25 protein-coding genes and 1 pseudogene are annotated in these 23622 nt (G+C 74.5%); 14 read left to right on the forward strand and 12 right to left on the reverse strand.

Annotation, left to right across the window (positions count from 1 at the left end; genetic code table 11):
• Nucleotides 1-7: 7 nt before the first annotated feature.
• Nucleotides 8-1531, forward strand: a complete 1524-nt coding sequence (locus ACSUPT_RS20255; RefSeq protein WP_351968197.1) for a glycoside hydrolase family 3 protein — start codon at nucleotides 8-10, stop codon at nucleotides 1529-1531.
• Between the two features lie 80 nt (nucleotides 1532-1611).
• Here the strand turns inward: ACSUPT_RS20255 and nagB are convergent, their stop codons facing one another.
• Nucleotides 1612-2397, reverse strand: a complete 786-nt coding sequence (gene nagB / locus ACSUPT_RS20260) for a glucosamine-6-phosphate deaminase (RefSeq protein WP_351968198.1) — start codon at nucleotides 2395-2397, stop codon at nucleotides 1612-1614.
• A gap of 715 nt (nucleotides 2398-3112) precedes the next feature.
• On the opposite strand from nagB, the gene ACSUPT_RS20265 reads away from it, so the two are divergent.
• Entirely contained in the window at nucleotides 3113-4576 is a 1464-nt protein-coding gene (locus ACSUPT_RS20265; protein ID WP_351968209.1) for a sensor histidine kinase, read from the forward strand.
• Between the two features lie 203 nt (nucleotides 4577-4779).
• Here ACSUPT_RS20265 and ACSUPT_RS20270 read toward each other — a convergent pair whose 3' ends face one another.
• Both ACSUPT_RS20270 and ACSUPT_RS20275 read right to left on the reverse strand, forming a co-directional pair.
• Nucleotides 4780-5037, reverse strand: coding sequence for a WhiB family transcriptional regulator (locus ACSUPT_RS20270; RefSeq protein ID WP_003953983.1), 258 nt, complete (start codon nucleotides 5035-5037; stop codon nucleotides 4780-4782).
• Nucleotides 5038-5355: 318 nt separating this feature from the next.
• Entirely contained in the window at nucleotides 5356-6324 is a 969-nt protein-coding gene (locus ACSUPT_RS20275; protein ID WP_351968199.1) for a diacylglycerol/lipid kinase family protein, read from the reverse strand.
• A gap of 70 nt (nucleotides 6325-6394) precedes the next feature.
• On the opposite strand from ACSUPT_RS20275, the gene ACSUPT_RS20280 reads away from it, so the two are divergent.
• Nucleotides 6395-6817 carry a hypothetical protein gene (locus ACSUPT_RS20280; RefSeq protein ID WP_351968200.1) on the forward strand — a complete coding sequence of 141 codons (423 nt, stop codon included), beginning with the start codon at nucleotides 6395-6397 and terminating at the stop codon, nucleotides 6815-6817.
• A gap of 60 nt (nucleotides 6818-6877) precedes the next feature.
• Here the strand turns inward: ACSUPT_RS20280 and ACSUPT_RS20285 are convergent, their stop codons facing one another.
• The 3 genes from ACSUPT_RS20285 to ACSUPT_RS20295 form a co-directional block, all read right to left on the reverse strand.
• Nucleotides 6878-7843: an RNA polymerase sigma factor SigF gene (locus ACSUPT_RS20285; protein WP_403501135.1), complete on the reverse strand. Its 966-nt coding sequence runs from the start codon at nucleotides 7841-7843 to the stop codon at nucleotides 6878-6880.
• Nucleotides 7840-8253, reverse strand: a complete 414-nt coding sequence (locus tag ACSUPT_RS20290) for an anti-sigma regulatory factor (protein ID WP_028963827.1) — start codon at nucleotides 8251-8253, stop codon at nucleotides 7840-7842. The genes ACSUPT_RS20285 and ACSUPT_RS20290 overlap by 4 nt, the downstream gene beginning before the upstream one ends.
• A 263-nt stretch (nucleotides 8254-8516) precedes the next feature.
• Nucleotides 8517-9458 carry a 1-aminocyclopropane-1-carboxylate deaminase/D-cysteine desulfhydrase gene (locus ACSUPT_RS20295; RefSeq protein WP_436946244.1) on the reverse strand — a complete coding sequence of 314 codons (942 nt, stop codon included), beginning with the start codon at nucleotides 9456-9458 and terminating at the stop codon, nucleotides 8517-8519.
• 221 nt (nucleotides 9459-9679) lie between these two features.
• Between ACSUPT_RS20295 and ACSUPT_RS20300 the strand changes: the two genes are divergently transcribed.
• From ACSUPT_RS20300 to ACSUPT_RS20320, 5 genes are all read left to right on the forward strand, one after another.
• Nucleotides 9680-11104 carry a family 2B encapsulin nanocompartment shell protein gene (locus tag ACSUPT_RS20300; protein WP_351968202.1) on the forward strand — a complete coding sequence of 475 codons (1425 nt, stop codon included), beginning with the start codon at nucleotides 9680-9682 and terminating at the stop codon, nucleotides 11102-11104.
• Nucleotides 11105-11196: 92 nt separating this feature from the next.
• Nucleotides 11197-12252: a family 2 encapsulin nanocompartment cargo protein polyprenyl transferase gene (locus tag ACSUPT_RS20305; RefSeq protein ID WP_436946245.1), complete on the forward strand. Its 1056-nt coding sequence runs from the start codon at nucleotides 11197-11199 to the stop codon at nucleotides 12250-12252.
• Between the two features lie 160 nt (nucleotides 12253-12412).
• On the forward strand, nucleotides 12413-13000 hold the full coding sequence (locus ACSUPT_RS20310; RefSeq protein WP_351968203.1) for a dihydrofolate reductase family protein: 588 nt from the start codon (nucleotides 12413-12415) through the stop codon (nucleotides 12998-13000).
• A 19-nt stretch (nucleotides 13001-13019) separates the two neighbouring features.
• Nucleotides 13020-13289 carry a hypothetical protein gene (locus ACSUPT_RS20315; protein WP_351968204.1) on the forward strand — a complete coding sequence of 90 codons (270 nt, stop codon included), beginning with the start codon at nucleotides 13020-13022 and terminating at the stop codon, nucleotides 13287-13289.
• Between the two features lie 62 nt (nucleotides 13290-13351).
• Nucleotides 13352-13810, forward strand: coding sequence for a DUF6304 family protein (locus ACSUPT_RS20320; RefSeq protein ID WP_361664395.1), 459 nt, complete (start codon nucleotides 13352-13354; stop codon nucleotides 13808-13810).
• 75 nt (nucleotides 13811-13885) lie between these two features.
• Here the strand turns inward: ACSUPT_RS20320 and snpA are convergent, their stop codons facing one another.
• The gene (snpA, locus tag ACSUPT_RS20325; protein ID WP_436945180.1) at nucleotides 13886-14611 is read right to left on the reverse strand and encodes a snapalysin; all 726 of its coding nucleotides are present in this window, start codon (nucleotides 14609-14611) and stop codon (nucleotides 13886-13888) included.
• Nucleotides 14612-14810: 199 nt separating this feature from the next.
• On the opposite strand from snpA, the gene ACSUPT_RS20330 reads away from it, so the two are divergent.
• Nucleotides 14811-15764, forward strand: coding sequence for a LysR family transcriptional regulator (locus tag ACSUPT_RS20330; RefSeq protein ID WP_351965863.1), 954 nt, complete (start codon nucleotides 14811-14813; stop codon nucleotides 15762-15764).
• Between the two features lie 53 nt (nucleotides 15765-15817).
• Here ACSUPT_RS20330 and ACSUPT_RS20335 read toward each other — a convergent pair whose 3' ends face one another.
• Nucleotides 15818-16870, reverse strand: a complete 1053-nt coding sequence (locus ACSUPT_RS20335; RefSeq protein WP_436945182.1) for an alpha/beta hydrolase family protein — start codon at nucleotides 16868-16870, stop codon at nucleotides 15818-15820.
• 89 nt (nucleotides 16871-16959) lie between these two features.
• Here ACSUPT_RS20335 and ACSUPT_RS20340 point away from each other — a divergent pair, with 89 nt between their 5' ends.
• The 3 genes from ACSUPT_RS20340 to ACSUPT_RS20350 are packed head-to-tail and all read left to right on the forward strand — an operon-like array spanning nucleotide 16960 to nucleotide 20111.
• Nucleotides 16960-17928 carry a LysR family transcriptional regulator gene (locus ACSUPT_RS20340; RefSeq protein WP_436945183.1) on the forward strand — a complete coding sequence of 323 codons (969 nt, stop codon included), beginning with the start codon at nucleotides 16960-16962 and terminating at the stop codon, nucleotides 17926-17928.
• A gap of 28 nt (nucleotides 17929-17956) precedes the next feature.
• Nucleotides 17957-19417, forward strand: coding sequence for a sensor histidine kinase (locus tag ACSUPT_RS20345; protein ID WP_436945184.1), 1461 nt, complete (start codon nucleotides 17957-17959; stop codon nucleotides 19415-19417).
• Between the two features lie 13 nt (nucleotides 19418-19430).
• Entirely contained in the window at nucleotides 19431-20111 is a 681-nt protein-coding gene (locus ACSUPT_RS20350; RefSeq protein WP_436945185.1) for a response regulator, read from the forward strand.
• A gap of 69 nt (nucleotides 20112-20180) precedes the next feature.
• Here ACSUPT_RS20350 and ACSUPT_RS20355 read toward each other — a convergent pair.
• From ACSUPT_RS20355 to sodN, 3 genes and pseudogenes are all read right to left on the reverse strand, one after another.
• Nucleotides 20181-20819, reverse strand: a pseudogene (locus ACSUPT_RS20355) (phosphatase PAP2 family protein); the annotation flags it as partial.
• A 139-nt stretch (nucleotides 20820-20958) separates the two neighbouring features.
• Nucleotides 20959-21129, reverse strand: coding sequence for a hypothetical protein (locus ACSUPT_RS20360; protein ID WP_436945186.1), 171 nt, complete (start codon nucleotides 21127-21129; stop codon nucleotides 20959-20961).
• Nucleotides 21130-21256: 127 nt separating this feature from the next.
• A complete protein-coding gene (gene sodN, locus ACSUPT_RS20365) occupies nucleotides 21257-21652 on the reverse strand; it encodes a superoxide dismutase, Ni (protein ID WP_023586605.1) in 396 nt (131 codons plus the stop codon).
• Between the two features lie 159 nt (nucleotides 21653-21811).
• Here sodN and sodX point away from each other — a divergent pair, with 159 nt between their 5' ends.
• Complete coding sequence (sodX, locus tag ACSUPT_RS20370) at nucleotides 21812-22237, forward strand: nickel-type superoxide dismutase maturation protease (protein WP_351965857.1); 426 nt, start codon at nucleotides 21812-21814, stop codon at nucleotides 22235-22237.
• On the opposite strand, the gene ACSUPT_RS20375 is transcribed toward sodX, so the two are convergent.
• Nucleotides 22141-22770 (reverse strand): CGNR zinc finger domain-containing protein, encoded by a 630-nt coding sequence (locus ACSUPT_RS20375; RefSeq protein ID WP_351965856.1) that lies wholly within the window; start codon nucleotides 22768-22770, stop codon nucleotides 22141-22143. The genes sodX and ACSUPT_RS20375 overlap by 97 nt on opposite strands.
• 364 nt (nucleotides 22771-23134) lie before the next feature.
• Here ACSUPT_RS20375 and ACSUPT_RS20380 point away from each other — a divergent pair, with 364 nt between their 5' ends.
• Entirely contained in the window at nucleotides 23135-23590 is a 456-nt protein-coding gene (locus ACSUPT_RS20380; protein WP_351965855.1) for a hypothetical protein, read from the forward strand.
• The last annotated feature ends 32 nt before the right edge of the window (nucleotides 23591-23622 follow it).

The following is a 23622-nucleotide window of genomic DNA, read 5'->3' on the forward strand; positions in this document are numbered from 1 at the left end:
CGCTCCCATGACCACACTCGTACGCGGTACGTCCGACACGCTCACCCGCGACGCCCTCACCGTCCTCCAGCCCGGCTTCGTCGGCACCACCCCGCCGGACTGGCTGCTGCGCCGCATCGGCGAGGGCCTCTCCTCCGTCGGCCTCTTCGGCCGCAACATCCACACCCCCGAGCAGCTCACCGCCCTCACCGACCGGCTGCGCGCCGAGCGCGAGGACGTCCTCGTCGCCATCGACGAGGAGGGCGGCGACGTCACCCGCCTGGAGGTCCGCACCGGCTCCTCCTTCCCCGGCAACCTGGCGCTCGGCGTCGTCGACGACCCGGAGCTGACCCGCGCCGTCGCCCACGAGCTGGGCCGCCGCCTCGCCGCCTGCGGCGTGGACTTCAACTGGGCGCCCTCCGCCGACGTCAACTCCAACCCGGACAATCCGGTCATCGGCGTGCGCTCCTTCGGCGCCGACCCGCAGCTCGCCGCCCGGCACACCGTCGCGTACATCGAGGGCATGCAGTCCGCGGGCGTCGCCGCCTGCGTCAAGCACTTCCCCGGCCACGGCGACACGAGTGTCGACTCGCACCTCGCGACGCCCCGCATCGATGTGGACCTCGACACACTGCACGCCCGTGAGCTGGCACCTTTCCGCGCGGCCATCGCCGCGGGTTCCAAATCGGTGATGAGCGCGCATATCCTGCTGCCCGCGCTCGACCCCGACCGCCCCGCCACCCTGAGCCCGCGCATCCTCACCGGACTGCTGCGCCAGGAGCTGGGCTACGAGGGGCTGATCGTCACCGACGGCATGGAGATGCAGGCCATCGCGTCGACGTACGGCATCGAGCGCGGCTCCGTCCTCGCGATCGCGGCGGGCGCCGACGCCATCTGCGTCGGCGGCGGCCTGGCGGACGAGGAGATCGTACTGAGCCTGCGCGACGCGCTGGTGGAAGCGGTACGAACCGGTGAACTTCCCGAGGAGCGACTGGCGGACGCGGCGGCGCGGGTGCGTGCCCTCGCGTCCTGGACCCAGGCGCACCGGGTCAGGGGGGCCGGCTCGGAGCCGGGCGCGGCAGTGCAGGAGGGGACCGCGCCCGGCACCGGCATCGGTCTGGTGGCGGCCCGCCGCGCGCTGCGCGTGACGCCGGGCGCGGAGCCGTACGTCCCGCCGGCCTCGGCGCCGTACGTGGCCTCCTTCGCGCCCGTCGCCAACATCGCCGTCGGCGACGAGACCCCGTGGGGCGTCGCCGACGCGCTGGAGCGGCTGCTGCCCGGCACCCGGACCGGCTCGTACGGTCCCGGGGCCGCCGCCGAGGACGTGCTGCGGGCGGCGGGGGAGCGCCGGATCGTGGCCGTCGTGCGCGACGCGCACCGTCACGCCTGGATGAGGGAGGCGCTGGACGGGCTGCTCGCCGCACGCCCCGACACGGTCGTGGTGGAGATGGGCCTCAACCAGGCTCCGCCGCGCGGGGCCCTGCACATCGCGACGCACGGCGCGGCGCGGGTCTGCGGGATCGCGGCGGCCGAGGCCGTCGCGGGGGTGTAGCGCCCACGCGCGCACGCGCACCGGGAAGGGGCCGGGCACCCGTGGTGCCCGGCCCCTTCCCGTACCTCCCGGGGGTCCTCCTACAGGCCCTGCCAGGACGGCTTGTTCGCGTACGTGTGGCGGAAGTAGTCCGCGAGCTTCAGCTTGGAGGCGGCGGCCTCGTCCACGACGACCGTGGCGTGCGGGTGCAGCTGGAGCGCCGACGCCGGGACCAGCGCGGCCACCGGGCCCTCCACCGTCGCCGCCACCGCGTCCGCCTTGCCCTCGCCGGTGGCCAGGAGCACCAGGTGGCGGGCCTCCAGGATGGTGCCGATGCCCTGGGTGATCACGTGGTGCGGGACCTGGTCGATGTCCCCGTCGAAGAACCGGGCGTTGTCGATCCGGGTCTGCTCGGTGAGCGTCTTGATCCGGGTCCGCGAGGCCAGCGACGAGCACGGCTCGTTGAAGCCGATGTGCCCGTCGGTGCCGATGCCGAGTATCTGGAGGTCGACGCCGCCCGCCTCCGCGAGGGCCCGGTCGTACGCCTCGCAGGCCGCCTGCACGTCCTCGGCGGTGCCGTCCGGGCCCAGGAAGGCGTCCGGGCTCAGCCCGAGCGGCTCCACGACCTGCCGCAGGACGGTGGAGCGGTACGACTCCGGGTGCCCGGCCGGCAGCCCCACGTACTCGTCGAGCTGGGCGATCCGGGCGCGCGACACGTCCACCGCGCCCGCGCGGACCTTGGCGGTGAGCGCGTCGTAGACGGGCAGCGGCGTCGATCCGGTGGCCACGCCGAGCAGAGCGTCGGGCTTGCGGCGCAGGAGGTCCGCGATGGCCTCCGCGATGAGCTCGCCGCCTGCCTTGGCGTCCTGGACGATCACAACTTCCACGCTGGGCCTGCCGTTCTGGAAGGAGGGGAAAGGGGGGTCACACGGAAGGTGGTATAGACCAATCTAGCAGAGCGTCGCCTGCGCCCCCATGCCCTTCGCGTGCCCCTTTTCCGCCCCTCCAGACGGCCGGTGGGGGAGGGCTCCGGGCGGTACGGCGGAACCTGTGGCGGCGAGGGTGCGGGCGTGCGCCCCCGCTCCCGTGGCGGCGCGGACCGGCCGGTGTCGGCGGAGCCCGTACGGCGGCGGGGCCGGGCGCGGGCCGGGGCGGTGGGGTTAGTACGGCGGGCCCGGCCTGGCGGGGGGCGGTGGGGTTCGTACGGCGGGGCGGCGGCGCGGCGGTGGAGCCTGTACGGCCGGCCGGCGGCGGGCGCCGTGGGGGAGCGGGGCCCCGGAAAGACCCGCGGGCCGCGGCGCCGCGACGGGACCCTCAACCCGTCCGGCACCGCAGCCCGGAGTTGCAACGGCCGAGGGTGTGCGGTCCCGCGGCCATGGGTGAGGCCTCGGCGCAGTCAGGGCAGAGAGCGCCGGAGCCCCGGTCCACCCTCCTGTGCGGGGAGGGCGGAAGCCTTTACCATCCATTGTGGACTAGACCAATTCGGTCTGTCCATCCTCCTGCGGTCCACAGGCGGAAAAGACGGTTGCCGACCCATCCTCCCCCAAGGACCGGCAAAGCACCAGGTTCCACGGCACGGGTACGCTCGCAGATGTGCCGTCCATGAACGACCTCGTACGCCAGCACACCGCGCTCGGCGAGTCCGACCTCGAGTGGCTCCATCTGCTCGTCTCGGAGTGGCAGCTGCTCTCCGACCTCTCCTTCGCCGACCTCGTGCTGTGGGTGCCCACCCGCGACGGCACGCGCTACGTCTCCGTCGCCCAGATGCGGCCCAACACCGGTCCGACCTCCTACCAGGACGACATGGTCGGCCACCTCGTCCCGCGCGGCCGCCGCCCGCTCCTGGACGCGGCGCTGGACGAGGGCCGCATCGTGCGGGAGGGCGACCCGGAGTGGCGCGAGGAGGTCCCCGTACGGGTCGAGTCCATCCCCGTGCGCCGCGAGGGCCGCGTCCTCGGGGTCATCGCGCGGAACACCAACCTGCTCACCGTCCGTACACCCTCCCGGCTGGAGCTCACCTACCTCCAGTCCGCCTCCGACCTGGCGCAGATGATCGCCGCCGGCGCGTTCCCGTTCCCCGAGCAGCAGGTCGACATGGACGCCTCGCCGCGCGCCGGCGACGGGCTGATCCGGCTCGACGCGGACGGGTTCGTCCAGTACGCCTCGCCCAACGCGCTGTCCGCGTACCACCGCCTCGGTCTCGCCGCCGACCTCGTGGGCCAGCACCTCGGCCAGATCACCGCCGAACTGGCGCCCTCGCGCGGCCCGGTGGACGAGGCGCTCGTCAAGCTGGCCAGCGGCTACGCCCCGCGCGAGACGGAGGTCGAGGGCAACGGCGGCGTCATCCAGCTCCGCGCGATCCCCCTCAAGCCCAAGGGCACCCGCATCGGCTCGCTCGTCCTCCTGCGCGACGTGACGGAACTGCGCCGCCGCGAACGCGAGTTGATCACCAAGGACGCGACCATCCGGGAGATCCACCACCGGGTGAAGAACAACCTCCAGACGGTCGCCGCGCTGCTGCGCCTCCAGGCCCGCCGGATGGACTCCGACCGGGGCCGCGAGGCGCTGAACGAGGCGGTCCGCCGGGTCGGCTCCATCGCCATCGTCCACGAGACCCTGTCGCAGAACCTGGACGAGCGCGTGGAGTTCGACGACATCGCCGACCGGGTGATCTCGATGGTGGCGGAGATCTCCCCGGGCAAGGTGGTGTGCCGCCGCAACGGCCGCTTCGGCATCCTCGACGCCGAGGTCGCCACGCCCCTGTCGATGGTGCTCACCGAGATCCTCCAGAACGCCCTGGAGCACGCCTTCGCCCCGGCCGAGCGCGGCACGGTCGAGGTCACGGCCGTACGCGGCGACGGGCGCGACGCCCGACTGCTGATCACCGTCCAGGACGACGGCCGAGGACTGCCCGAGGGCTTCGACCCGCAGCGCGCCGGGAACCTGGGCCTGCAGATCGTACGGACCCTGGTGGAAGGGGAGTTGGGCGGCTCGTTCGACATGCGCCCGGCGCCCGAACGCGGTACGCGCGTGGTCCTCGACGTCCCGGTCCGCGCCCAGAAGTAACCGCCGGCCGGAGGGCGGCGGGAGTGGATCCCGTGGGAGCCGGGGGCGGAAGCGCCCCGGCGGCCGGTCCGGCCGGTCCGGCCGGGTGTCCGGCCCGCGGCCTTTCCGGACGGCAGCGAGCCCCGGACCGTCGACACGGTCCGGGGCTCGAACGCTGTGGGTTACTGCTGCGCGCTGCTACTCGGGAGGCGCGGTGGCGGTGCTCAGGCGCTGGCGTTCCGCGCCCGGTTACGGGCGGCGCGGCGCTTCATCGCACGGCGCTCGTCCTCGCTGAGGCCACCCCAGACGCCGGAGTCCTGGCCGGACTCGAGCGCCCACTGCAGGCACTGCTCCATCACGGGGCAGCGACGGCAGACGGCCTTGGCTTCCTCGATCTGCAGCAGCGCAGGACCGGTGTTGCCGATGGGGAAGAACAGCTCGGGGTCTTCCTCACGACAAACGGCGTTGTGACGCCAGTCCATGGCTGCTACCTCTCCTTGGTGTTGCATGCAAGTTGCTTGTGAATGTGAACGCTTTCACGAATCCCCCCGCAAGGGAAGGGCCGACGGCCAGGCAAGCTGGTGTGGTCCTGTGATTGAGGAGGGGTTCTGGCTTTCGCTGGAGGCCGGTGCTGCGGGCCGTCTCGATCGCCACGTAGAGATTCGCAAACCTCGGCTGCGGATACAACCCCTTCTGGAAAGTTTTTTTTGATTCCTCGGTGTCGGCTAGGTCACAGCCGTACTTCTATGGGGTGGAACCCAGCCCATACGTTCGAGATAAAGGGTTGAGGGCCCTTCTCCTCACACAATCACACCCAGTGCACGGCGAACGCCTGTGAACGTCACGCTCGTGCGCAGTCCCAGGTGGTCGCCGTCCATCTGGAAGGGCAAGGGGACCTTGGAATGCAAGGCGAAGTCGATCTGGTCGTGCAGAGTGACCGCGTGCCTGCCCCGCGGGCCGCGCTCCGGGCTGGACGTCAGCAGCTGCGTCCCGTACCAGGCGACGGCGGGCCCCGACAGCCGGTTCAGCCCCAGCACGTCCAGGCCCTTGTCGAAGGACGCCTCGGGCGACGCGTACACCGGCTTGTTCCCCAGATACGTCCAGGGGGAGGTGTTGCAGACTATCGACAGCACCAAGTCCTCGACCGGGGCCTCGCCCGGCCGCTCCAGCGTGATCGTCCCATGCCGCCGGTGCGGGTCCACCAGCAGCTGCCGCATCACCTGGCGCAGATACAGCGCGTGCGTCGACCGCTTGCCGCGCTCCCGCTGCTGCTCCACCCGCCCGATCACGCCCGCGTCGAAGCCCAGGCCGGCGCAGAAGGTGAACCAGCGGGCCGGCACCGCCTCGTCCTCCGTGCCGGGCGTCCCGGCCGCGAGGCCCAGGCCGACGGTCCGGCTCCGCCGCTCCCGCAGGGCGTCCAGGATCGCGCCGGTCGCCTCCACCGCGTCGTTCGGCAGCCCCAGCGCGCGGGCGAACACGTTGGTCGACCCGCCCGGCACCACCGCCAGGCGCGGCAGCCGGTCCGGGTCCGGGCCCCGGTGCAGCAGGCCGTTCACGACCTCGTTGACCGTGCCGTCCCCGCCGAGCGCGACCACCAGGTCGACGTCCTCCGCCTCCGCGGCCCGCCGGGCGAGGTCGCGGGCGTGGCCCCGGTACTCGGTGGTGACGGCGTCCAGCTTCATCTCGCTGGCCAGCGCGTGGATCAGCACGTCACGGGTGCGGGCACTCGTGGTGGTGGCTGCCGGGTTGACCACGAGAAGTGCGCGCATGCCCGCCAGGTTACCTACCGCGCGGTACCGCGCCCAGGGGGGCCGGGGCGCGGGCGGCTACCCTGCAAGGGTGAGCAGCAGCGAACAGAACCCCGCCCCGACCTCGCGTCCCACCCGTGTGACGGCCGCCGCGGCGGTGGCCGGACTGGAGGCGCTCGCCCTCTTCGCCGGGGGCCTCTACGTCCTCGTCAACACGTTGACGGGCACCCCCGACGGCTTCACCCAGGCCCTCACGGGCGGCGCCACGCTCATCGCGCTCGGCCTCATCCCGATGATCGCGGCGCGGGGCCTGCTGCTGTGCCGCAGTTGGAGCAGGGGCCCGGCGATCATCACACAGCTGATGGCGCTGCCGGTCGCGTACACGCTGCTGACGGGCGTGGGCGCGGCGGTCCCGGCGGGCGTGGCGCTGGCGGTGGCCGCGGTGACGTCCCTGGTGCTGCTGCTGCACCCCGCCACCACCACCGCCCTGGGCATCGGCCGCCCCACCTCCTGACGGCCGGCGGCTACGGGCGCGCACCCCGCGAGGCGCGGGCCCGCGGCCGCCCGCGCGGGGTCACTCCTCGACCAGCAGCTTCTCGCGGAGCTGCGCCAGTGTGCGGGCCAGCAGCCGCGAGACGTGCATCTGCGAGATGCCGACCTCCTGCGCGATCTGCGACTGGGTCATGTTCCCGAAGAACCGCAGCAGCAGGATCCGCTTCTCCCGCGGCGGCAGGTCCTCCAGCAGCGGCTTCAGCGACTCCCGGTACTCGACGCCCTCCAGCGCCTCGTCCTCCGCGCCCAGCGTGTCCGCGACGGCCGGCGACTCGTCGTCCGTGTCCGGCACGTCCAGCGACAGCGTCGAGTACGCGTTCGCCGACTCCAGGCCCTCCAGGACCTCCTCCTCGGAGATCCCGAGCTTCTCCGCCAGCTCGTGCACGGTCGGCGACCGCCCGTGCCGCTGGGACAGCTCCGCCGTCGCCGTGGTCAGCGACAGGCGCAGCTCCTGGAGCCGCCGCGGCACCCGCACCGCCCAGCCCTTGTCGCGGAAGTGCCGCTTGATCTCCCCGACGACCGTCGGCGTCGCGTACGTCGAGAACTCGACGCCCCGCTCCGGGTCGAACCGGTCCACGGACTTGATCAGGCCGATGGTGGCGACCTGCGTCAGGTCGTCCAGCGGCTCCCCGCGGTTGCGGAACCGGCGCGCGAGGTGCTCCACGAGCGGCAGGTGCATCCGGACCAGCTGATTGCGCAGCTCCGCCTTCTCGGGCGAGCCGTCAGGCAGGCTCCGCAGCCGCACGAACATCGCCCGCGCGCCGCTCCGGTCCTGCGGATCGTGCCGCTGGCCACCGCCCCGCTGCCCGCTGTCGTTCTCGCTCATCCGCGTCGCCCGCTCTGCCCGCGCCCGCTCGGGCGCCTCCACCAGGCCGTCCTCCGGGTGCGGCCGCGCCTGCTGTTCCGGGATGCCCGCGATGCCCTCCGCCGCGCCCGCGGCCCGCGGGCCGCGCTCCTCGTTCCGCACCGGACCGCCCCCGTCCCTCACGCCGGCCCGGGTCCCGCGCCGCGCTGTTTGTACAGGCTGATCGAGACCGTGCGGTCATCGGCGACCGACGAGTCCACCTTGCCCGCCAGCGCGGACAGCACCGTCCACGCGAACGTGTCCCGCTCGGGCGCGCGCCCGTCGGTCGTCGGCGCCGACACCGTGACCTCCAGCGAGTCGTCGATCAGCCGGAACACGCAGCTGAGGACCGAGCCCGCCACGGCCTGCTGGAGCAGGATCGCGCACGCCTCGTCCACCGCGATGCGCAGGTCCTCGATCTCGTCGAGGGTGAAGTCCAAACGCGCCGCCAAACCGGCCGTGGCCGTACGCAGCACGGACAGGTAGGCACCCGCAGCGGGCAGCCGGACTTCCACGAAGTCCTGGGTCCCGGGCTCGCCTGCGATCTGGGACACCCTCACCTCCAAGGTGGCACAAACTCGTTCGGGGACCGGGAGGAGCGATGTCCCCCCGGAACCGTGCGGTACGCAGGAATGCGTAGTCGCCGTGACGCTATCGCGATCCATGCCGCCGTGTCGCCGGGGCCCCCGAGCCGACGTGCGTCACCCATCGTAAACACACGGGTACACACAGTGGCTAGGGGTTTGCGGCAACCAATCCCGAGGACTCGGCGGAGGGTTGACGTACCCACGCGCCGGCCGGTCGAACCTTCCGCGTCTCACGTCCGGCCCCCGCCGGCCGGATCCGGCCGCCCGGTCACCACCGCCGCGACCGTCGTACCAGGTGCGAACGCGCACTCCTCGGCGAGCGCGACCAGCGCGTACAGCATCTTGGCCACATACAGCCGCTCCACCGCCAGGCCGTGGCGGGCCGAGAAGTCCTCGGCGAACGCCTCCAGCGCGGGTCCCGTCCGCCCGTACCCGCCGAAGTGGAACCGCTCCTCCAGGCTCCACTCGCCCGCCGGTCCGCCGAACGCCGCCTCCTGCAGCGCCCGCACCTCGCCGCCCAGGAAGCCGCCCCGCAGGACCGGCACGCCCAGCGCCCGCTGCCCCGGCGCGAGGCCCGCCGCCAGGCCCGCCAGCGTGCCGCCCGTCCCGCACGCCACCGCCACCACGTCCGCCCGGCCCCGCAGCTCCCGGCCCAGCTCCGCGCAGCCGCGCACCGCCGCCGCGTTGCTGCCGCCCTCCGGGACCACCACCGTGCCGTCCGGGGCGTCCCGCAGGAGCCGCGCCACCACCTCCGGGTCGCCCTTCGCGCGGTACGTCGCCCGGTCCACGAACACCAGCCGCATCCCGTCCGCCGCGCACCGCTCCAGCGACGGGTTCAGCGGCCGCCCGGCCAGCTCGTCGCCGCGTACGACCCCGATCGTCGGGAAGCCCAGCAGCCGCCCGGCCGCCGCGGTGGCCCGCAGGTGGTTCGAGTACGCCCCGCCGAAGGTCAGCACGGGCCGCCCGGCCGCGGCGGCGAGGTTCGGCGCCAGCTTGCGCCACTTGTTGCCCACCAGCTCCGGGTGGATCAGGTCGTCCCGCTTCAGCAGCAGCCTCAGCCCGCGCCCGGTGAACCGGTCGTCGTCGACCGGCAGCAGCGGCGAGGGCAGCCGCGGCCCGAGGGCGCCGGGCGCGCCGGCGGCCGCCGCGGGGGGCGCCGCCCCGGGGCGCACGGGATCGAAGGGGGTCACCCGACCATTGTGCGGCGTCGAACGCCGTGCGGGCCGCCGGACGCCCGTGCGGGCATCCGCCCCGCCCGGGGCGGCCGGGCACCGGAAAAGCCGACCCGCTACCCACGGCCCGGGCGCTTCAATCCCACCCGATTGTGTAATGGCGCCGTTACACACGGTACTGAAAGGCTGCGGGCGACAGTCAGATCATCGAGAGGGACATCATGTCGGTTGGTTCGGTTGGTTCGGTCGGCGACGACGTCCGGGCCGAACAGGCTTCACCGCAGAAGAGCCTCGGCACGGACGCGGCGCGGAAGCTTGCGACCACCACCAAGTCAGCACCCCAGATGCAGGAGATCACCTCCCGGTGGCTCCTGCGGATGCTGCCGTGGGTGCAGGTCCAGGGCGGCACGTACCGCGTGAACCGCCGGTACACCTACGCCGTGGGCGACGGGCGCGTCACGTTCATGCAGACCGGCGAGCGGGTCGAGGTCATCCCCGCCGAGCTCGGCGAACTGCCGCCCCTGCGCGGATACGACGACGAGGCCGCGCTCCACGAGCTCGCCCAGCGCTGCTCCCAGCGGACCTTCCAGCCCGGCGACGTGATCGCCGAGGCGGGCACCCGGGCGGACCGGGTCTTCCTGCTCGCGCACGGCAAGGTCGAGCGGCTCGGCACCGGCCCGTACGGCGACGAGGCCGTCATCGACGTCCTCGCGGACGGCGGCTACTTCGGCGACGCCTCCCTCCTCGACGAGGAGGCCACCTGGGACCACACCCACCGCGCCGCGACCGTCTGCGTGATGCTGGAGCTGACCCGCTCCGACGTCCTCAACCTCGCCGAGCGCGCCGGCTCCCTCTCCGCGCACCTGGCCGGCATGGCCGCGATCCCCCAGCAGCGGACCAACAAGTACGGCGAGAAGGCCATCGACCTGTCCGCCGGCCACCGCGGCGAGCCGGTCATCCCGCAGACCTACGTCGACTACGACCCCGCGCCCCGCGAGTACGAGCTGAGCGTCGCCCAGACCGTGCTGAAGGTCCACACGCGCGTGGCCGACCTCTACAACCAGCCGATGAACCAGACCGAGCAGCAGCTGCGGCTCACGGTCGAGGCGCTGCGCGAGCGCCAGGAGCACGAGCTGGTCAACAACCCCGAGTTCGGCCTCCTCGCCAACTGCGACTACGGCCAGCGCATCACCCCGCACGACGGCGCGCCCACCCCGGACGACATGGACGAGCTGCTGTCCCGCCGCCGGGGCAACAAGCTCTTCCTGGCCCACCCCAAGGCCATCGCCGCCTTCGGCCGCGAGTGCAACCGGCGCGGCCTGGTCCCGGAGAGCATCGACGTCGCCGGGCACCGCATCCCCACCTGGCGCGGCGTCCCGATCTTCCCCTGCAACAAGATCCCGATCAGCGACGCCCGCACGACGTCGATCCTCTGCATGCGTACCGGCGAGGCGGAGCAGGGCGTCATCGGCCTCCACCAGACCGGCATCCCCGACGAGATCGAGCCGAGTATGTCGGTGCGCTTCATGGGTATCGACGAACAGGCCATCATCTCGTACCTGGTCACGGCCTACTACTCCGCGGCGATCCTCGTCCCCGACGCCCTCGGCGTCCTGGAGAACGTCGAGATCGGCCGCTGGAGCTGAGGACCGGTACGGGCGGGGGCGTCCTGCACCGGCGCCCCCGCCCGTACCCCTGCCCGGAGGTACGCGCACAAGCGGAGGAGAAGACCGTGACGATGACCGACACGGGGAGGGCCGGCGCGCGGTCCGGGAGCGGCGGGGACGCGGCGGCGCTCCTCGACCGCGCGCACACCGTCGTCGCACCCCGGCTGCGCGCCGACCTCGCCACCCTGCCCGCGCCGCTGCGGCGCGTGGCGATGTACCACTTCGGCTGGGAGCACGCCGACGGCACCCCGGCCGCCGGCCGTGGCGGGAAGGCCATCCGCCCGGCCCTCGTGCTGGCGTCGGCCCGCGCGCTGGGCGGCGACCCGGACGGCGCCGTGCGGGCGGCGGCCGCCGTGGAGCTCGTCCACAACTTCACCCTGCTCCACGACGACATCGTGGACGAGGACCGCACCCGCCGGAACCGGCCCACGGCGTGGACCGTCTTCGGCGTGCCCGACGCCCTGGTCACCGGCGACGCCCTCCAGGCCCTGGCGCTGACCGTGCTCGCCGCCGACCCGCACCCCGCGTCGGCGGCGGCGGCGGCGCGGCTCGGCGCGTGCGTGGTGGAGCTGTGCGCGGGGCAGCAGGCCGACTGCGCCTTCGAGCGGCGCGACCCGCTCGACGTCACGCTGGACGAGTGCCTGGCCATGGCGGAGTCCAAGACGGGCGCCCTGCTGGGGTGCGCCTGCGCCCTGGGCGCCCTCTACGCGGGCGCGGGGGAGGCGGAGGTCGCGGCGATGGACGCGTTCGGGCGGGAGGCCGGGCTGGCGTTCCAGCTGATCGACGACCTCATCGGCATCTGGGGCGACCCGCTGCGCACCGGGAAGCCGGCCGGGGCGGACCTGGCGGCGCACAAGAAGTCGCTGCCCGTCGTCGCCGCCCTCGCCTCCCGGGCGCCGGGCGCCGACGAGCTGGCGGAGCTGTACGGGCGGCCGGTGCTGGACGACGAGGGCGTGGCGCTCGCCGCGGACGCGGTGGAACGGGCGGGCGGGCGGGACTGGGCGCAGGCCGAGGCCGCCGACCGGATGGCCCGCGCGGTGCATCAGCTCTCCTGCGCGGTGCCGGACCTCGCGGCGGCGGAGGAGCTGCTCGCCCTGGCCGAGTTCGTGACCCGGCGCAGCCACTGAGGGGACGGGCCGGGCGGGCGTGCGCGGGGGTGTGACTTCCGGCCATGCGAGGGCGAACGGGTGTCCGGAAAAAGCCCTTGCGTCAACCACTACGTCTGTAGCACTCTGGGCGTAGTGGTTGAGCCGCACGGCTCGGCCCTCCCTCACCGAAGGACATGGTTTGCGCACTCTGACGTACCTCGTCGCCTGCTCGCTCGACGGCTTCATCGGCGACCCGGACGGCGACGCCTCCTCGATGTTCCGCTTCCTGGACGAGGAGTACGTCGGCTACCTCGCCACCGAGTACCCGGAGACCCTCAACACCGAGGGCCGCCGGATGGTCGGCATCGCGGACGCCCCCAACAAGCACTTCGACACCGTCATCCAGGGCCGCGCCAGCTACCAGCTGGGTGTGGACGCCGGTCTGCCCAGCCCCTACGGCCACCTCCGCGAGATCGTCGCCTCGCGCACGATGACGGCCTCCCCGCACCCCCATGTGGAGATCGTCTCCGACGACCTGACCGCCCGCGTCCGCGCCCTGAAGGCGGAGGAGGGGCCGCTCGGCATCTGGCTGTGCGGCGGCGCCACCATCGCCGGGCAGCTGATCGACGAGATCGACGAACTGGTGATCAAGTCCTACCCGCAGGTCTACGGCACGGGGATGCCGCTGTTCGGCGGCGTTCCCTTCGGCGTCATGGACTTCGCCCTCCAGGACACCCGCGCCTTCGGCAACGGCGTCGTCATCCGCCGGTACGGCCGGAAGCGCTGAACCGCAATACCCTGGAGGCATGGCCAGCGAAGGACGCCGCACCGTCCGCCGCCCGCAGGAGGCCACGGCCGACGAGCCCGTGTGCCCCGCCTGCGGACAGCCTGTCGGCAAGGCGATACATCGACGCAAGGTGCTCGGCGCGTGGGTTCCCACCTGGGAGCCCCGGCCGTGCCACAACCCCGGCTGCGAACTGTTCGGCAGGACGCCGCACGAGGCGGCGGCCCGGCCGTCCGGCGGTCCGGGCGACGGGCAGGGGGACGAGCCGGGCAACCGCACCGAGACCGGTTGAAGTCAGGCTCCCGGGGTGTCCGGCGTCACCCCGGAGCCCGGCGTGCCGCTACAGTCCGCGCCATGTCAACGGAGTCATCGGAGTCGACCGAAGTCTGGACCGGCTGGTACCGGGACCGCCGAGGGGCGGAAGCCATCCACATCACGTCGGACGGGCGCGGCGTCAGCACCAGCGTCAGGGGTGTGCGGTACACGGGCGGCGGATTCGCCGGACTGCGGGCGGCCGAGGAGAACGGCGGCCTCCCGCTGGCCGGCTGCGTCCTGGAGTGGGACCTCCCCCTGCCGGTCCTCACCCCCGACGGTGCCGCCCAGCAGGCCACCCTCAGCTGCCTGTTGACCATCGCCGAGGCCCTGTCCGACGGGACGCCCGAGCGGGTGGACCTCCAGCTCACCCTGCACTGCGGGGGAGCGGCGTACGAGTCGGGCGTCACCGGCGGCGACTTCGACCAGGCCCTGGCGCGCATCCTGCGCCAGCTGCCGCCCGGCACGCGGTTCGCCCGCGACCTGATCCAGGCGGCCTAGCGGCGGCGCGCCGGACCGCGCCGAGGCGCCCCGCGCGGAACTGCCGCGGGGCGCCTCGGCGTGCGTGCGGGGGCGTCAGGAGGCGGGGGCGAGGGCCGCCGCGAGGCCGTTGCGCCACAGGTAGTCGACGCGGGACCGCTCCTGCGAGTTGGGCGTGGCGTTGGTGCAGGACGGGCCGGGGCCGCCGCCGGACATCAGCTCGCTGCACGGGCCCGAGTAGTGGTCCGGCAGGCCGAGGACGTGCCCGGTCTCGTGGGCGGTGACCCGGGTGGAGTTGTAGATCTGGTTCTGCCGGTAGTCGAGGAAGATGTAGCCCCGGCCGTGCCCGTCGGTGCTGGCGTACGAGCCGCGCGAGTCGTTCCCCTCGTAGTACCGGAAGTCCGGGTTGCTGCCCTCCTGGAGCTTCACATTGGTGACCGAGCTGTTCCAGATCTGCGTGGAGCGGGCTATCTGGGTGCGGAAACTGGGCGCGTTGGCCGCCGAGTAGACGACCGTGACGGCCTGGGTGCCCGGGACGGCGGCGCGCTTCCTCGCCACGGACTCCATGACGGCCTCGAAGAACGCCCGGTTCGCGCGCGCCTCCTGGGCCGAACCCGCGTACGCCGTGTACCCGGCGGTGGCGGCGGTCCGCTCGGCGGTGCCCGCCGGGGCGGGGGCGGCGGTGGCGGTGGCGGCCGGTACGGCGGCAAGGGCGGCGGCGGCGCTCAGCGCGACGGCGAGCACGGCCCTGCGGCGTCTAGCCGGCGGACGTCCGGCCGAACCGGCACCGGAGGTGACACGGTGAAAGGTGGGGGGCTTCATGGGGGGCTCCTACTCGTCCTGAACGGTTGGGTGGACGCGTTCGGTCGGACCGAGTGTCGGGGAGCCCCGGCCCCGCGCGGATGATGGCAAACGGCGATAGCACCGGCGCATCACCGCCCGCAACTCCCTTCCGGCAGACGCGAATCAGCGCGCTCACAGCGTCTGGTGTGGTGCGAGGTGCCCGCTCTACGCTCGGGGCATGGAGCTGGAGGTGAGGCACCTGCGGGTGCTGTGCGCCATCGCCGACACGGGCAGCCTGCACAAGGCGGCCCGCGCCCTCGGCATGAGCCAGCCCTCCCTCACCACCCAGCTGCGGCGCATCGAGAACGCCCTCGGCGCCCAGCTGTTCACCCGCGAGCGCACCGGCTGCCGCCCCACCCCGCTCGGCCTGGACGTCCTCAGCCGCGCCCGGCCCCTCGTCACCCAGCTCGCCCTGCTGGTCAGCGACACCCGCGCCGCCGCCGCCCGTGCGGACGGCGCCCGCCTCCGGATCGGCTCCACCGCCAGCCGCGCCCTCGCCGGATGGCTGCGGCGATTACGGCAGCGGCTCCCCGGCACGGACATCACCCTCCACATGGACGTGTCCGCGGGAGCCCTGCTCCGCGCGCTCGCCGCCGGACAGCTCGACGTGGCGTTCGTCCACGAGGTGGAGGGCTGCCCGCTGCGCGTCCCGGACGGCCTGGAGCGGCGCGTCCTGGTCGAACGGGAGCCGCAGTTCATCTCCATGGCCCGCGACCACCCGGCCGCCGCCGCGCCCGTGGTGGCCGTGGCCGACCTGGCCGAGGACCGGTGGATGGTCGACCCGACCGTCGACGGCGAATGGGACGGCCTGCGGCGGGTCCTCGGCGCCGCCGGGATCGACCCGCCCGTGCTGCACGCCGACTACCACACGGCCGCGTCGCTCATCGTCGCCGGCGAGGCCGTCGCCCCCTGCCAGCCCACGTCCGGGCCCCGCGACGACATGGCGATCCGCCCGCTGCGCGACGACCCGCTGGCCGTACGGCTCCTGCTGTACCACCGCCCCGGCGGCGGCCCGCTCCACGAGACCGCGTACGCCGAACTGGCCGCCGCCTACCGGGAGGCGGCGCTGCGCACCACCGCGTACCGCCACTGGCTCCTCCGCCACGACAGCCCCCTGCTCCGGGCGGGGTGACACCCGCCGCCTGAGCCCGCTCCCGGTGCAGGGGCCCTTCACCGGAAGCGGGCTCAGGCGGCGGGGGCCAGGCGGGCGGTCAGCCAGTCCGCCGTCCGCGGCAGCCACTCCGGGCGGCAGTTGCCCAGCAGGTGGTCGCCGTGCGGGACCGACAGGAGCGCGGCGTCCGGGGCGGCCGCGGCCAGCGCGGTGCCGCCGGTGACACCCGGAATGTCGTCCGTGCCGCCCTCCACGACCAGCAGCGGGCAGCCGATGCGCGGCGCCGTGTCCGTCAGGTCCACCCGGCGGGCGAACGCCCGCGCCTCCCTCACGCCCCCGCAGCGGCGGGTCAGGGTGTCCGTGACGAACAGCGGCAGCCCCTCCCAGTCGAGCCGGTACGGCCCGCTCACCGCCACCGCCGCGCGCAGCCGGGGCTCGTACGCCGCCGACACCGACGCGTAGTAGCCGCCCAGGCTCAGCCCCAGCACCCCGGCCCGCGACACGTCCACGCCCGGCCGGCCCGCCAGCGCGTCCAGCACCTCGCCGACCACGCGCTGGAAGTCCGCGCGCGGCGCCAGCGCGGCGGCCATCACGCCCTGTCCCGGGCCGTCGATCGCGCAGACCGCCACCCCGCGCGCCAGCAGCGCCTCGGCCACGGCGTGGAACTCCTCCTTCGCGGAGTCGAGCCCCGGCACCACGACCACCACCGGCGCGGGCCCCGCGGCCGCCGGCCGCCGCAGCCAGCCCGCGAACGACGCCCCCTCGACCCGTACCGCCGAAGGCTCCGTCAGGGCCAGCGCCCGGCCCATCGCCCGGTCCGCCGCGCGGGCCGCGTCCGCCATCGCCGCCGCGTCCGGGTGCGGGAGCAGCGTGGAGACGTGCAGCCAGCGGGCCGCGCCGCGCAGCGCCTCGCCCGCCGAGACCGTCCGCCCCTCCGCCGCGTACCGCTCCGCGTCCTCCACCAGCCGGCCGCCCACCGCGCGGAACGCCGCAGGCCAGTCGTACAGGGAGCGCAGAGCGCCGGTCACGCGCTCGTACGCGAACGGGTCGAGGCCCGCGCCGAACGCGCGGGAACGGTTCCCCTCCACGAACGGGGCCAGGACGTCGGGCTGGTCGATGAAGTGCATGCCCCCATCCCAGCGGGCGCCCGCGCCGGACGTCCAACAACCGCCACAGGCCCGCCGACAACCCGGAGTTGTCGCCTAGGCTGAGCGGGATGGAGCTGGATCTCGCGCAGGTACGGGCGTTCACCGCCGTCGCCGCGCTGCGCCACTTCGGCCGCGCCGCCGGGGAGTTGGGCATCACCCAGCAGGCCCTGTCCAAGCGCGTCGCCCGGCTGGAGGCCCGGCTGGGCGTCCGCCTCCTGGAGCGCGGGGACGGCCGCGGCGTACGGCTCACGGCGGCGGGGGAGCGGTTCCTGGGGCCGGCACGGCACGCCCTGGACGCCGGTGCGGCCGCCGTGGCCGCCGCCCTCGCCGTACCGGGCCCCGGCCTCCGCGTCGACGTGTGGGGCCACCTCTACGCGCCGCTGCGCACCCTCGCCCAGGTGCTGGCCGACACGCCGGGCCTCGCCGTCGAGACGGGCCCGGGCCGCGACCACGCCGCCGTGGCGGAGGCGCTGCGGCGCGGCGACGCGGACGCGGGGCTGGGGCGGGTGCCCCCGCGGGCCCCGGGCGGACCGGCCGAGCCCGCGCTCTCCCACCGCGTCGTCCGGCTCGAACCGGTCGACGCGGTCGTCAGCGCCGCCCACCCGCTGGCCGGCGCGGACCGCCTCCGCCCCGCCGACCTGCGCGGCAGCACCCTGCGCTGCCCGGCCGAGCCGGGGCGCCTGGACTTCCTGGCCCGGTTCGCGGACCGCTTCGGCATCGCCCACCGCACCGGCGGCCCCAACCTGGGCCCCGCGCCGTTCCTCGCCGCCGTCCGCGACGACCCGGCCTGCTTCTCGCTCCTCCCGGCCGACGCCGTCCCCGACACCGCCGCCGCCCGGGGGCTGCGGTTCATCCCGCTCGCCGACCCGGTCCCGCTCTACGCCTGGTCCCTCGTGTGGCGCGCGGCACCGGACGGGGCCCCGCGGCTGCGGCCGCTGCTCGACGCGTTCGCCCGCACGGGCCGGGCGCGCCGCTGGCTGGAGTACGACCCGGACCGCGACTGGCTGCCGGAAGGTGGACTTTCGGCAGTGTCCTGACGGCCGGCGGCCTGCGTACGGTCACCGCATGGAGCACACAGCGGTGAGGGCACGGGCCGCCCTGGTGGCGGGCGCGCTGCTGGCGGCGGCGACCGCGGCGGCGGGGCTGAGCGTACTGAGCGACTGGTGGGCGCTGCCGACGGCCGTCGCGGCGTTCCTGGCGGGGCGGCGGCCGGGCACGGCACGGCCGAGCGCCGTCGCGCTGGGCGGCGCGGTCGCGGCGGGGGCGCTGGCGGTGCTGCTGGTGCCGTCGTGGCTCACGCACGCCACGTTCCTGGTGGGCGTGGTGGTGATCGCCGGCATGCTGCCGTGGTTCGCGGGCCGGTTCTGGTGGCAGTACCGGGAGCTGGTGCGGGCCGGGTGGGAGCGGGCCGCGCACCTGGAGCGCGAGCAGCGGCTCGTCGCCGAACAGGCCCGGCTGCGCGAACGGGCCCGCATCGCGCAGGACATGCACGACGTGCTCGGCCACGACCTGAGCCTGATCGCGCTGTCCGCCGGGGCGCTCCAGCTCGCGCCGGGCCTCGCGGGCGGGCACCGGGCCACCGCGCGGGACATCCGCGCCCGGGCGGGCGCCGCCGTGGAGCGGCTCGGCGAGGTCGTGGGCCTGCTCCGCGAGGAGGGCGCCGGGCCCGAGCCGGCACCGGGCGGCGGGTCACCGGACGCGGGGCTCGCCGGCCTGGTCGCGTCGGCCGCCGCGTCGGGGCTCCCGGTGGGGCTGCGCGTCGAGGGGGCGGCGCCGGAGGAGGGCCTTCCGGCCGTCGTGGCGCGGGCGGCGCACCGGGTGGTGCAGGAGGCGCTCACGAACGCCGCCCGACACGCGCCGGGCGCCCCCGTGACGGTGACCCTCCTCCACGGCGACGGCCGGACGGAGGTGCGGGTGGTCAACGGCCCGCCGGCCGGTGACCGGCCGCCCGGCGCAGTGTCGGGCGGCGGGCGCGGGCTGATCGGCCTCGACGAGCGCGTACGGCTGGCGGGCGGCACCTTCCGGTACGGCCCCGACGGCGACGGCTTCGGGGTCGCCGCGACGCTCCCGCACTCCGCGCCCGGCGCCCGCCCCGCCCCCGCGGCACCCCCCGAAGGGCCGCGCCCCGGGGCCGTACGGGAATCCCTGCCGCTTCCGCAGGAGCACCGGTGGGCGCGGCGGCGGGCCGGGCGGGCGCTGGCGGCCCTGGCGCTGGTCCCGCTGGCGACGGGGGCCGTGCTCACGGCCGTCCTGGTCGCCTGGGAGTCCGCCACCGCCCACCAGGCCGTGCTGGAGCCCGCGGACTACGGCCGGCTCAGGGTCGGGCAGGATCGGGCGGAGGTGGCGCGGGTGCTGCCCGAGCGCCAGTTGGTGAGCCGGCCGACGGCGCCGGAGCCCGAGGGAGAGGGGATCGTGTGCGAGTACTACGCCGTGACGGCCGACCGTTTCGACCACCGGTCGGGCGACGCGTACCGGCTCTGCTTCCGCGACGGGACGCTGTGGTCCCGCGACCTGCTCACCCCGTGAGCGGGGGTGCGCGGTGATCCGGACGCTGATCGCGGACGACGAGCCGATGGTCCGCGCGGGCGTGCGCGCCGTGCTGGCCACCGACCCCGGCATCGAGGTCGTCGCGGAGGCGGGCGACGGGCACGCCGCCGTGGAGCTGGCGCTCCGCCACCGCCCCGACGTGGCCGTCCTCGACATCCGCATGCCCGGCATGGACGGCATCCGCGCGGCCGCCGAGATCCGGCGGGCGGCGCCCGCCACCGGGGTCGTCGTCCTGACGACGTTCGGCGAGGACGAGTACATCCTGCGGGCCCTCGGCGGGGGCGCCGCCGGGTTCCTGATCAAGTCGGGAGAGCCGGAGGAGCTGATCGCCGGGGTGCGGGCGGTCGCGGAGGGCGCCGCGTACCTGTCACCGAAGGTCGCCGCGCGGGTGGTCACCCATCTCGCCTCGACCGGGGCCGGCGACCTGGCCGCCCGGCGCGGTACCGCCCGCGAACGGGTCGGGGCGCTCACCCCGCGCGAACGGGACGTGCTGGCGCTGATCGGCACGGGCCTGTCCAACGGCCAGATCGCCCGCCGGCTGCACATCGTGGAGGGCACCGTGAAGGCCCACGTCAGCTCGATCCTGGCGCGGCTGGGCGTCGACAACCGGGCCGCCGCGGCGGTCGTCGCGCACGAGGCGGGCATCGTGGCGGCCCCGCCGGAGCGCCCGTGACGCCAGGGGCGAGGCCAGCGCCCGCGCGGTGAGGCGCCGTGCGGGCGGCCCGGCGAGGACGGTCACGGCGACCACGACGCAGGCGCCCAGGACGGCCCCCGCGGCGACGTCGTGCGGATAGTGCACGCCCACGAGGACCCGCAGCACAGCGGCGGCCACCGCGACGGCGAGGGCCGGCGGGGCGAGACGGGGCCGTACGAGGGCGAGGCCGGCGCCCAGCGCGGCGGCGAGGGTCGCGTGGTTGCTCGGGAACGACCAGTCACCCGGCTCGGGGCACCGCGCGACCGCCCGTACGGCAGCCCCCAGCGCCCGGCAGGGCCGCTCCTCGTCGACGACCAGCTTGGCGGCCTCGCTCACCCCGTACGCGGCGACGGTGCCGACGCCGGTCAGCACCGCCCCGGCGACCCGCCGCACGTCCCCGGCGCGCAGGGCCCGCCACACCACGCCCGCCAGCAGCAGCCCGAGCACCACGAGGGTCGCCTCGGTCGCCACCTCCAGCACCCCGCCGAGCCACCCGGGCCCGTCGGCTACCGCCCCGGTGAGCGCCCGGTACATCTCGACGGAGGCGCCGGACGTGACGACCGCCGCCTCCTCACGCCCGAGCCCGCCGGGCGAGAGCCACCAGCAGACACCCCCGCCCGCCGCGAGGACACCCCCGCCTCCGGCCACCCGCGCCGCCCGGCTCCGCTTCGAAGATCCTTGTTCCATACCGGGAAGCTAGAAGCGACCCGCACCCCCGGCCCTCCCCCGAACGCCGCCCCCGCCCCCCGACGAAGGACGGGGTTGACGCCGGCCACCCACGTCCGCCACGCCCCCGTCCCCACCGCCCGGAACCCCGGGCCCCCGGTCAGCCGGAGCACCTGGCCGGGGTCACCCGCCGGGCCGTCCCGTCGGTGGCCAGCTCCTCCAGCACGGCGCGCGCCCTGTCCGGGACGGCACGGCTCATGGCGCCGCTGCCGTGGATGCGCGCGGTCGGGACCTCCAGGGTCAGCGGCCTCCACCGCTGCCTGCGCGCCATGCCGCATCCCGGCATGGCCGACTTCGAGGACTGCGACGACCCGTGGTCCTGACAGAGGGGCCACAGGGGGGCGGACACAGGAGCGGCCCGGCCCGCGAAGGTGCGGGCCGGGCCGTCCGGACGGAGATCAGGCCTTCTTGGTCTCCCAGAAGATGCGGTCGATCTCGGCGATCAGCTCGAGGGCCTTCTCACCGGTCTTCGGGTCCGTCGACGCCTTGGCGGCCGAGAGGGCCTTCAGGGTGTCGTTGACCAGCTGGTGCAGCTCCGGGTACTTCTCGAAGTGCGGGGCCTTGAAGTAGTCGCTCCACAGCACGGAGACGTGGTGCTTCGCCAGCTCGGCGCGCTGCTCCTTGATGACCGTGGCGCGGGCCTGGAAGTGCGGGTCGTCGTTCGCGGCCATCTTCTCCTGGACGGCCTTGACCGACTCGGCCTCGATGCGGGCCTGGGCCGGGTCGTAGACACCGCACGGCAGGTCGCAGTGGGCGCTGACCTTCACCTTCGGGGCAAACAGTCGGGAGAGCATGCAGCTGTCCTTCCTCGTGATCGTCTTCTCAGGTGGGACATTACTCCGTGAGAGAGCGGTTTTCGCGAGTGCCCCCTGCGGCTTAGGACAAAAGTCCGGGTCGATCATGGGGCTGGTGGAGGAATGACAGGTGGACAGCCGGGCGGAGGACGGACGCTGATGACGGAACGAGGGCGCGAGCCCCTCCTGCCCTTCGGGGTCGCGGAGGTGACGGGGCCGTCCATGGTGCCCACGCTGCACCACGGCGACCGGCTGCTGGTGCACTACGGGGCGCCGCTGCGCCCGGGGGCCGTGGCGGTGCTGCGGCATCCGCTCCAGCAGGACCTGCTGATCGTCAAGCGGCTGGCCGGGCAGCGGGACGGCGGCTGGTGGGTGCTGGGCGACAACCAGGCCGCCGAGGCGGTGGACAGCCGGGCCTTCGGGCCGGTCCCGGCGGAGCTGGTGCTGGGCGTGGTCAGGGCGCGGTACCGGGGCATCCGGCCCGGGCGTCAGCGGTCCGTGGGCGTGGTGGCCGCGTGGCTGCTCTCGGCCGTACGGCCCGTGCCGGCCGACCGCTCGCTCTCCAGGCGCTTGCGGGCCCGGTAGGCGGCGACGTTCGCGCGGGTGGCGCAGCGGTCGGAGCAGTAGCGGCGGGAGCGGTTGGTCGAGGTGTCCAGGTACGCGTTGCGGCACGGCGCCGCCTGGCACAGGCCCAGCCGGTCCGCGCCGAACTCCGTCAGATGGAAGGCCAGGCCCATGGCGGCGATCGCGGCGTACCCGGCGGTCGCGTTCGACGGGTGCTCGGCCAGGTGCATGTGCCAGCGGGGGCGGCCCTCCTCGTCGAGCATGTCGTGGCCGGAGATCTGCGGGCTGACGGGGAACTCCAGCAGCAGCGAGTTCAGCAGGTCGACGGCGCGGGCCTGGTCGCCCTCGTCGGCGGCGGTGAAGACCGCCCTCAGCCGCGCCCGGACCGCGCGGAAACGCGTCACGTCGGCATCGGTCACCCGCCGGGCCGTCTGCGACATCTCGCCGAAGAGGTCCCGGACCGCCTCGACGGACGTGAGGGAGTCCTTGCTGCGCGCCGGTTCCTCGGTGTTCACCAGACGTACGGCGTAATCCGAGTAGTAGGCCAGTTCCACGTGAGGTCCTTGGTCTGAGGGGTCCAGCGGGAGACATCTCCAGCGTAAGGGGTTTGTCGCACTTCTGGCCATTACGGTTGTGGTGCACAACCTTCGGCGGAATTCCGGGCGGGAGGGCCCGGGAAGAGGGCGCCGGGAGAGCGGCCGGAGGGAATGCCGGGGAATGGGGGCGCGGGTCGGGCGGGCGACGGATGGGGAAATGGGCGCGTTTATCTGCGGGGGCGGGGAGGGGGAAACAAGTGGAGCCTCAGATTCTCCTCAGAATTTCCCGCGCGGGCCCTGCCGGACCGCTTTCCGCCACTAGCGTGCTCCTCCGTGACCCCGACCGACCTGACCGGGTCACGAAAAACGGGAGGTAATGCGCATGAGGATACGACGTGCCGCCAAGGCTGCCGGTGTGCTGGGCACGGCCATCGCGAGCGTGCTCGCCATGAGCGGCGCGGCCCACGCCAAGACGGGCCCGGGCTACACGGAGTTCTGCTCGACCCCGCTGCACAAGCCGGGTTTCGCGTGCTTCTACTCCGACGGCGACAAGTTCACCGTCACCGACAACTACGCCGACGGGCTGCGCAGCGTGGTGAAGTGGAAGCTCGGCGACCGCAAGAAGAAGGGCACGTCCGGATACATCATCCGCACGGGGGAGTGCCACAACACCAAGGGCGCCGGAAAGACGGTGACGTGCAACTACGACTTCCCCGAGGGGAAGCTCGGCGGCACCAGCCGCTACCTCGTCCATTTCACCGTCGTCGCCCAGGACGGCGCCAAGGGCAAGCCGGTCTACAGCGCCGCCGGCCCCATCGCGTACGTCTCCGGCCGCTGACACCGCTCCGGGCCGCCCGTCCGGAACGGGGG

The sequence above is a fragment of the Streptomyces sp. SudanB25_2051 genome (assembly GCF_964272635.1).
Classification (GTDB): domain Bacteria; phylum Actinomycetota; class Actinomycetes; order Streptomycetales; family Streptomycetaceae; genus Streptomyces.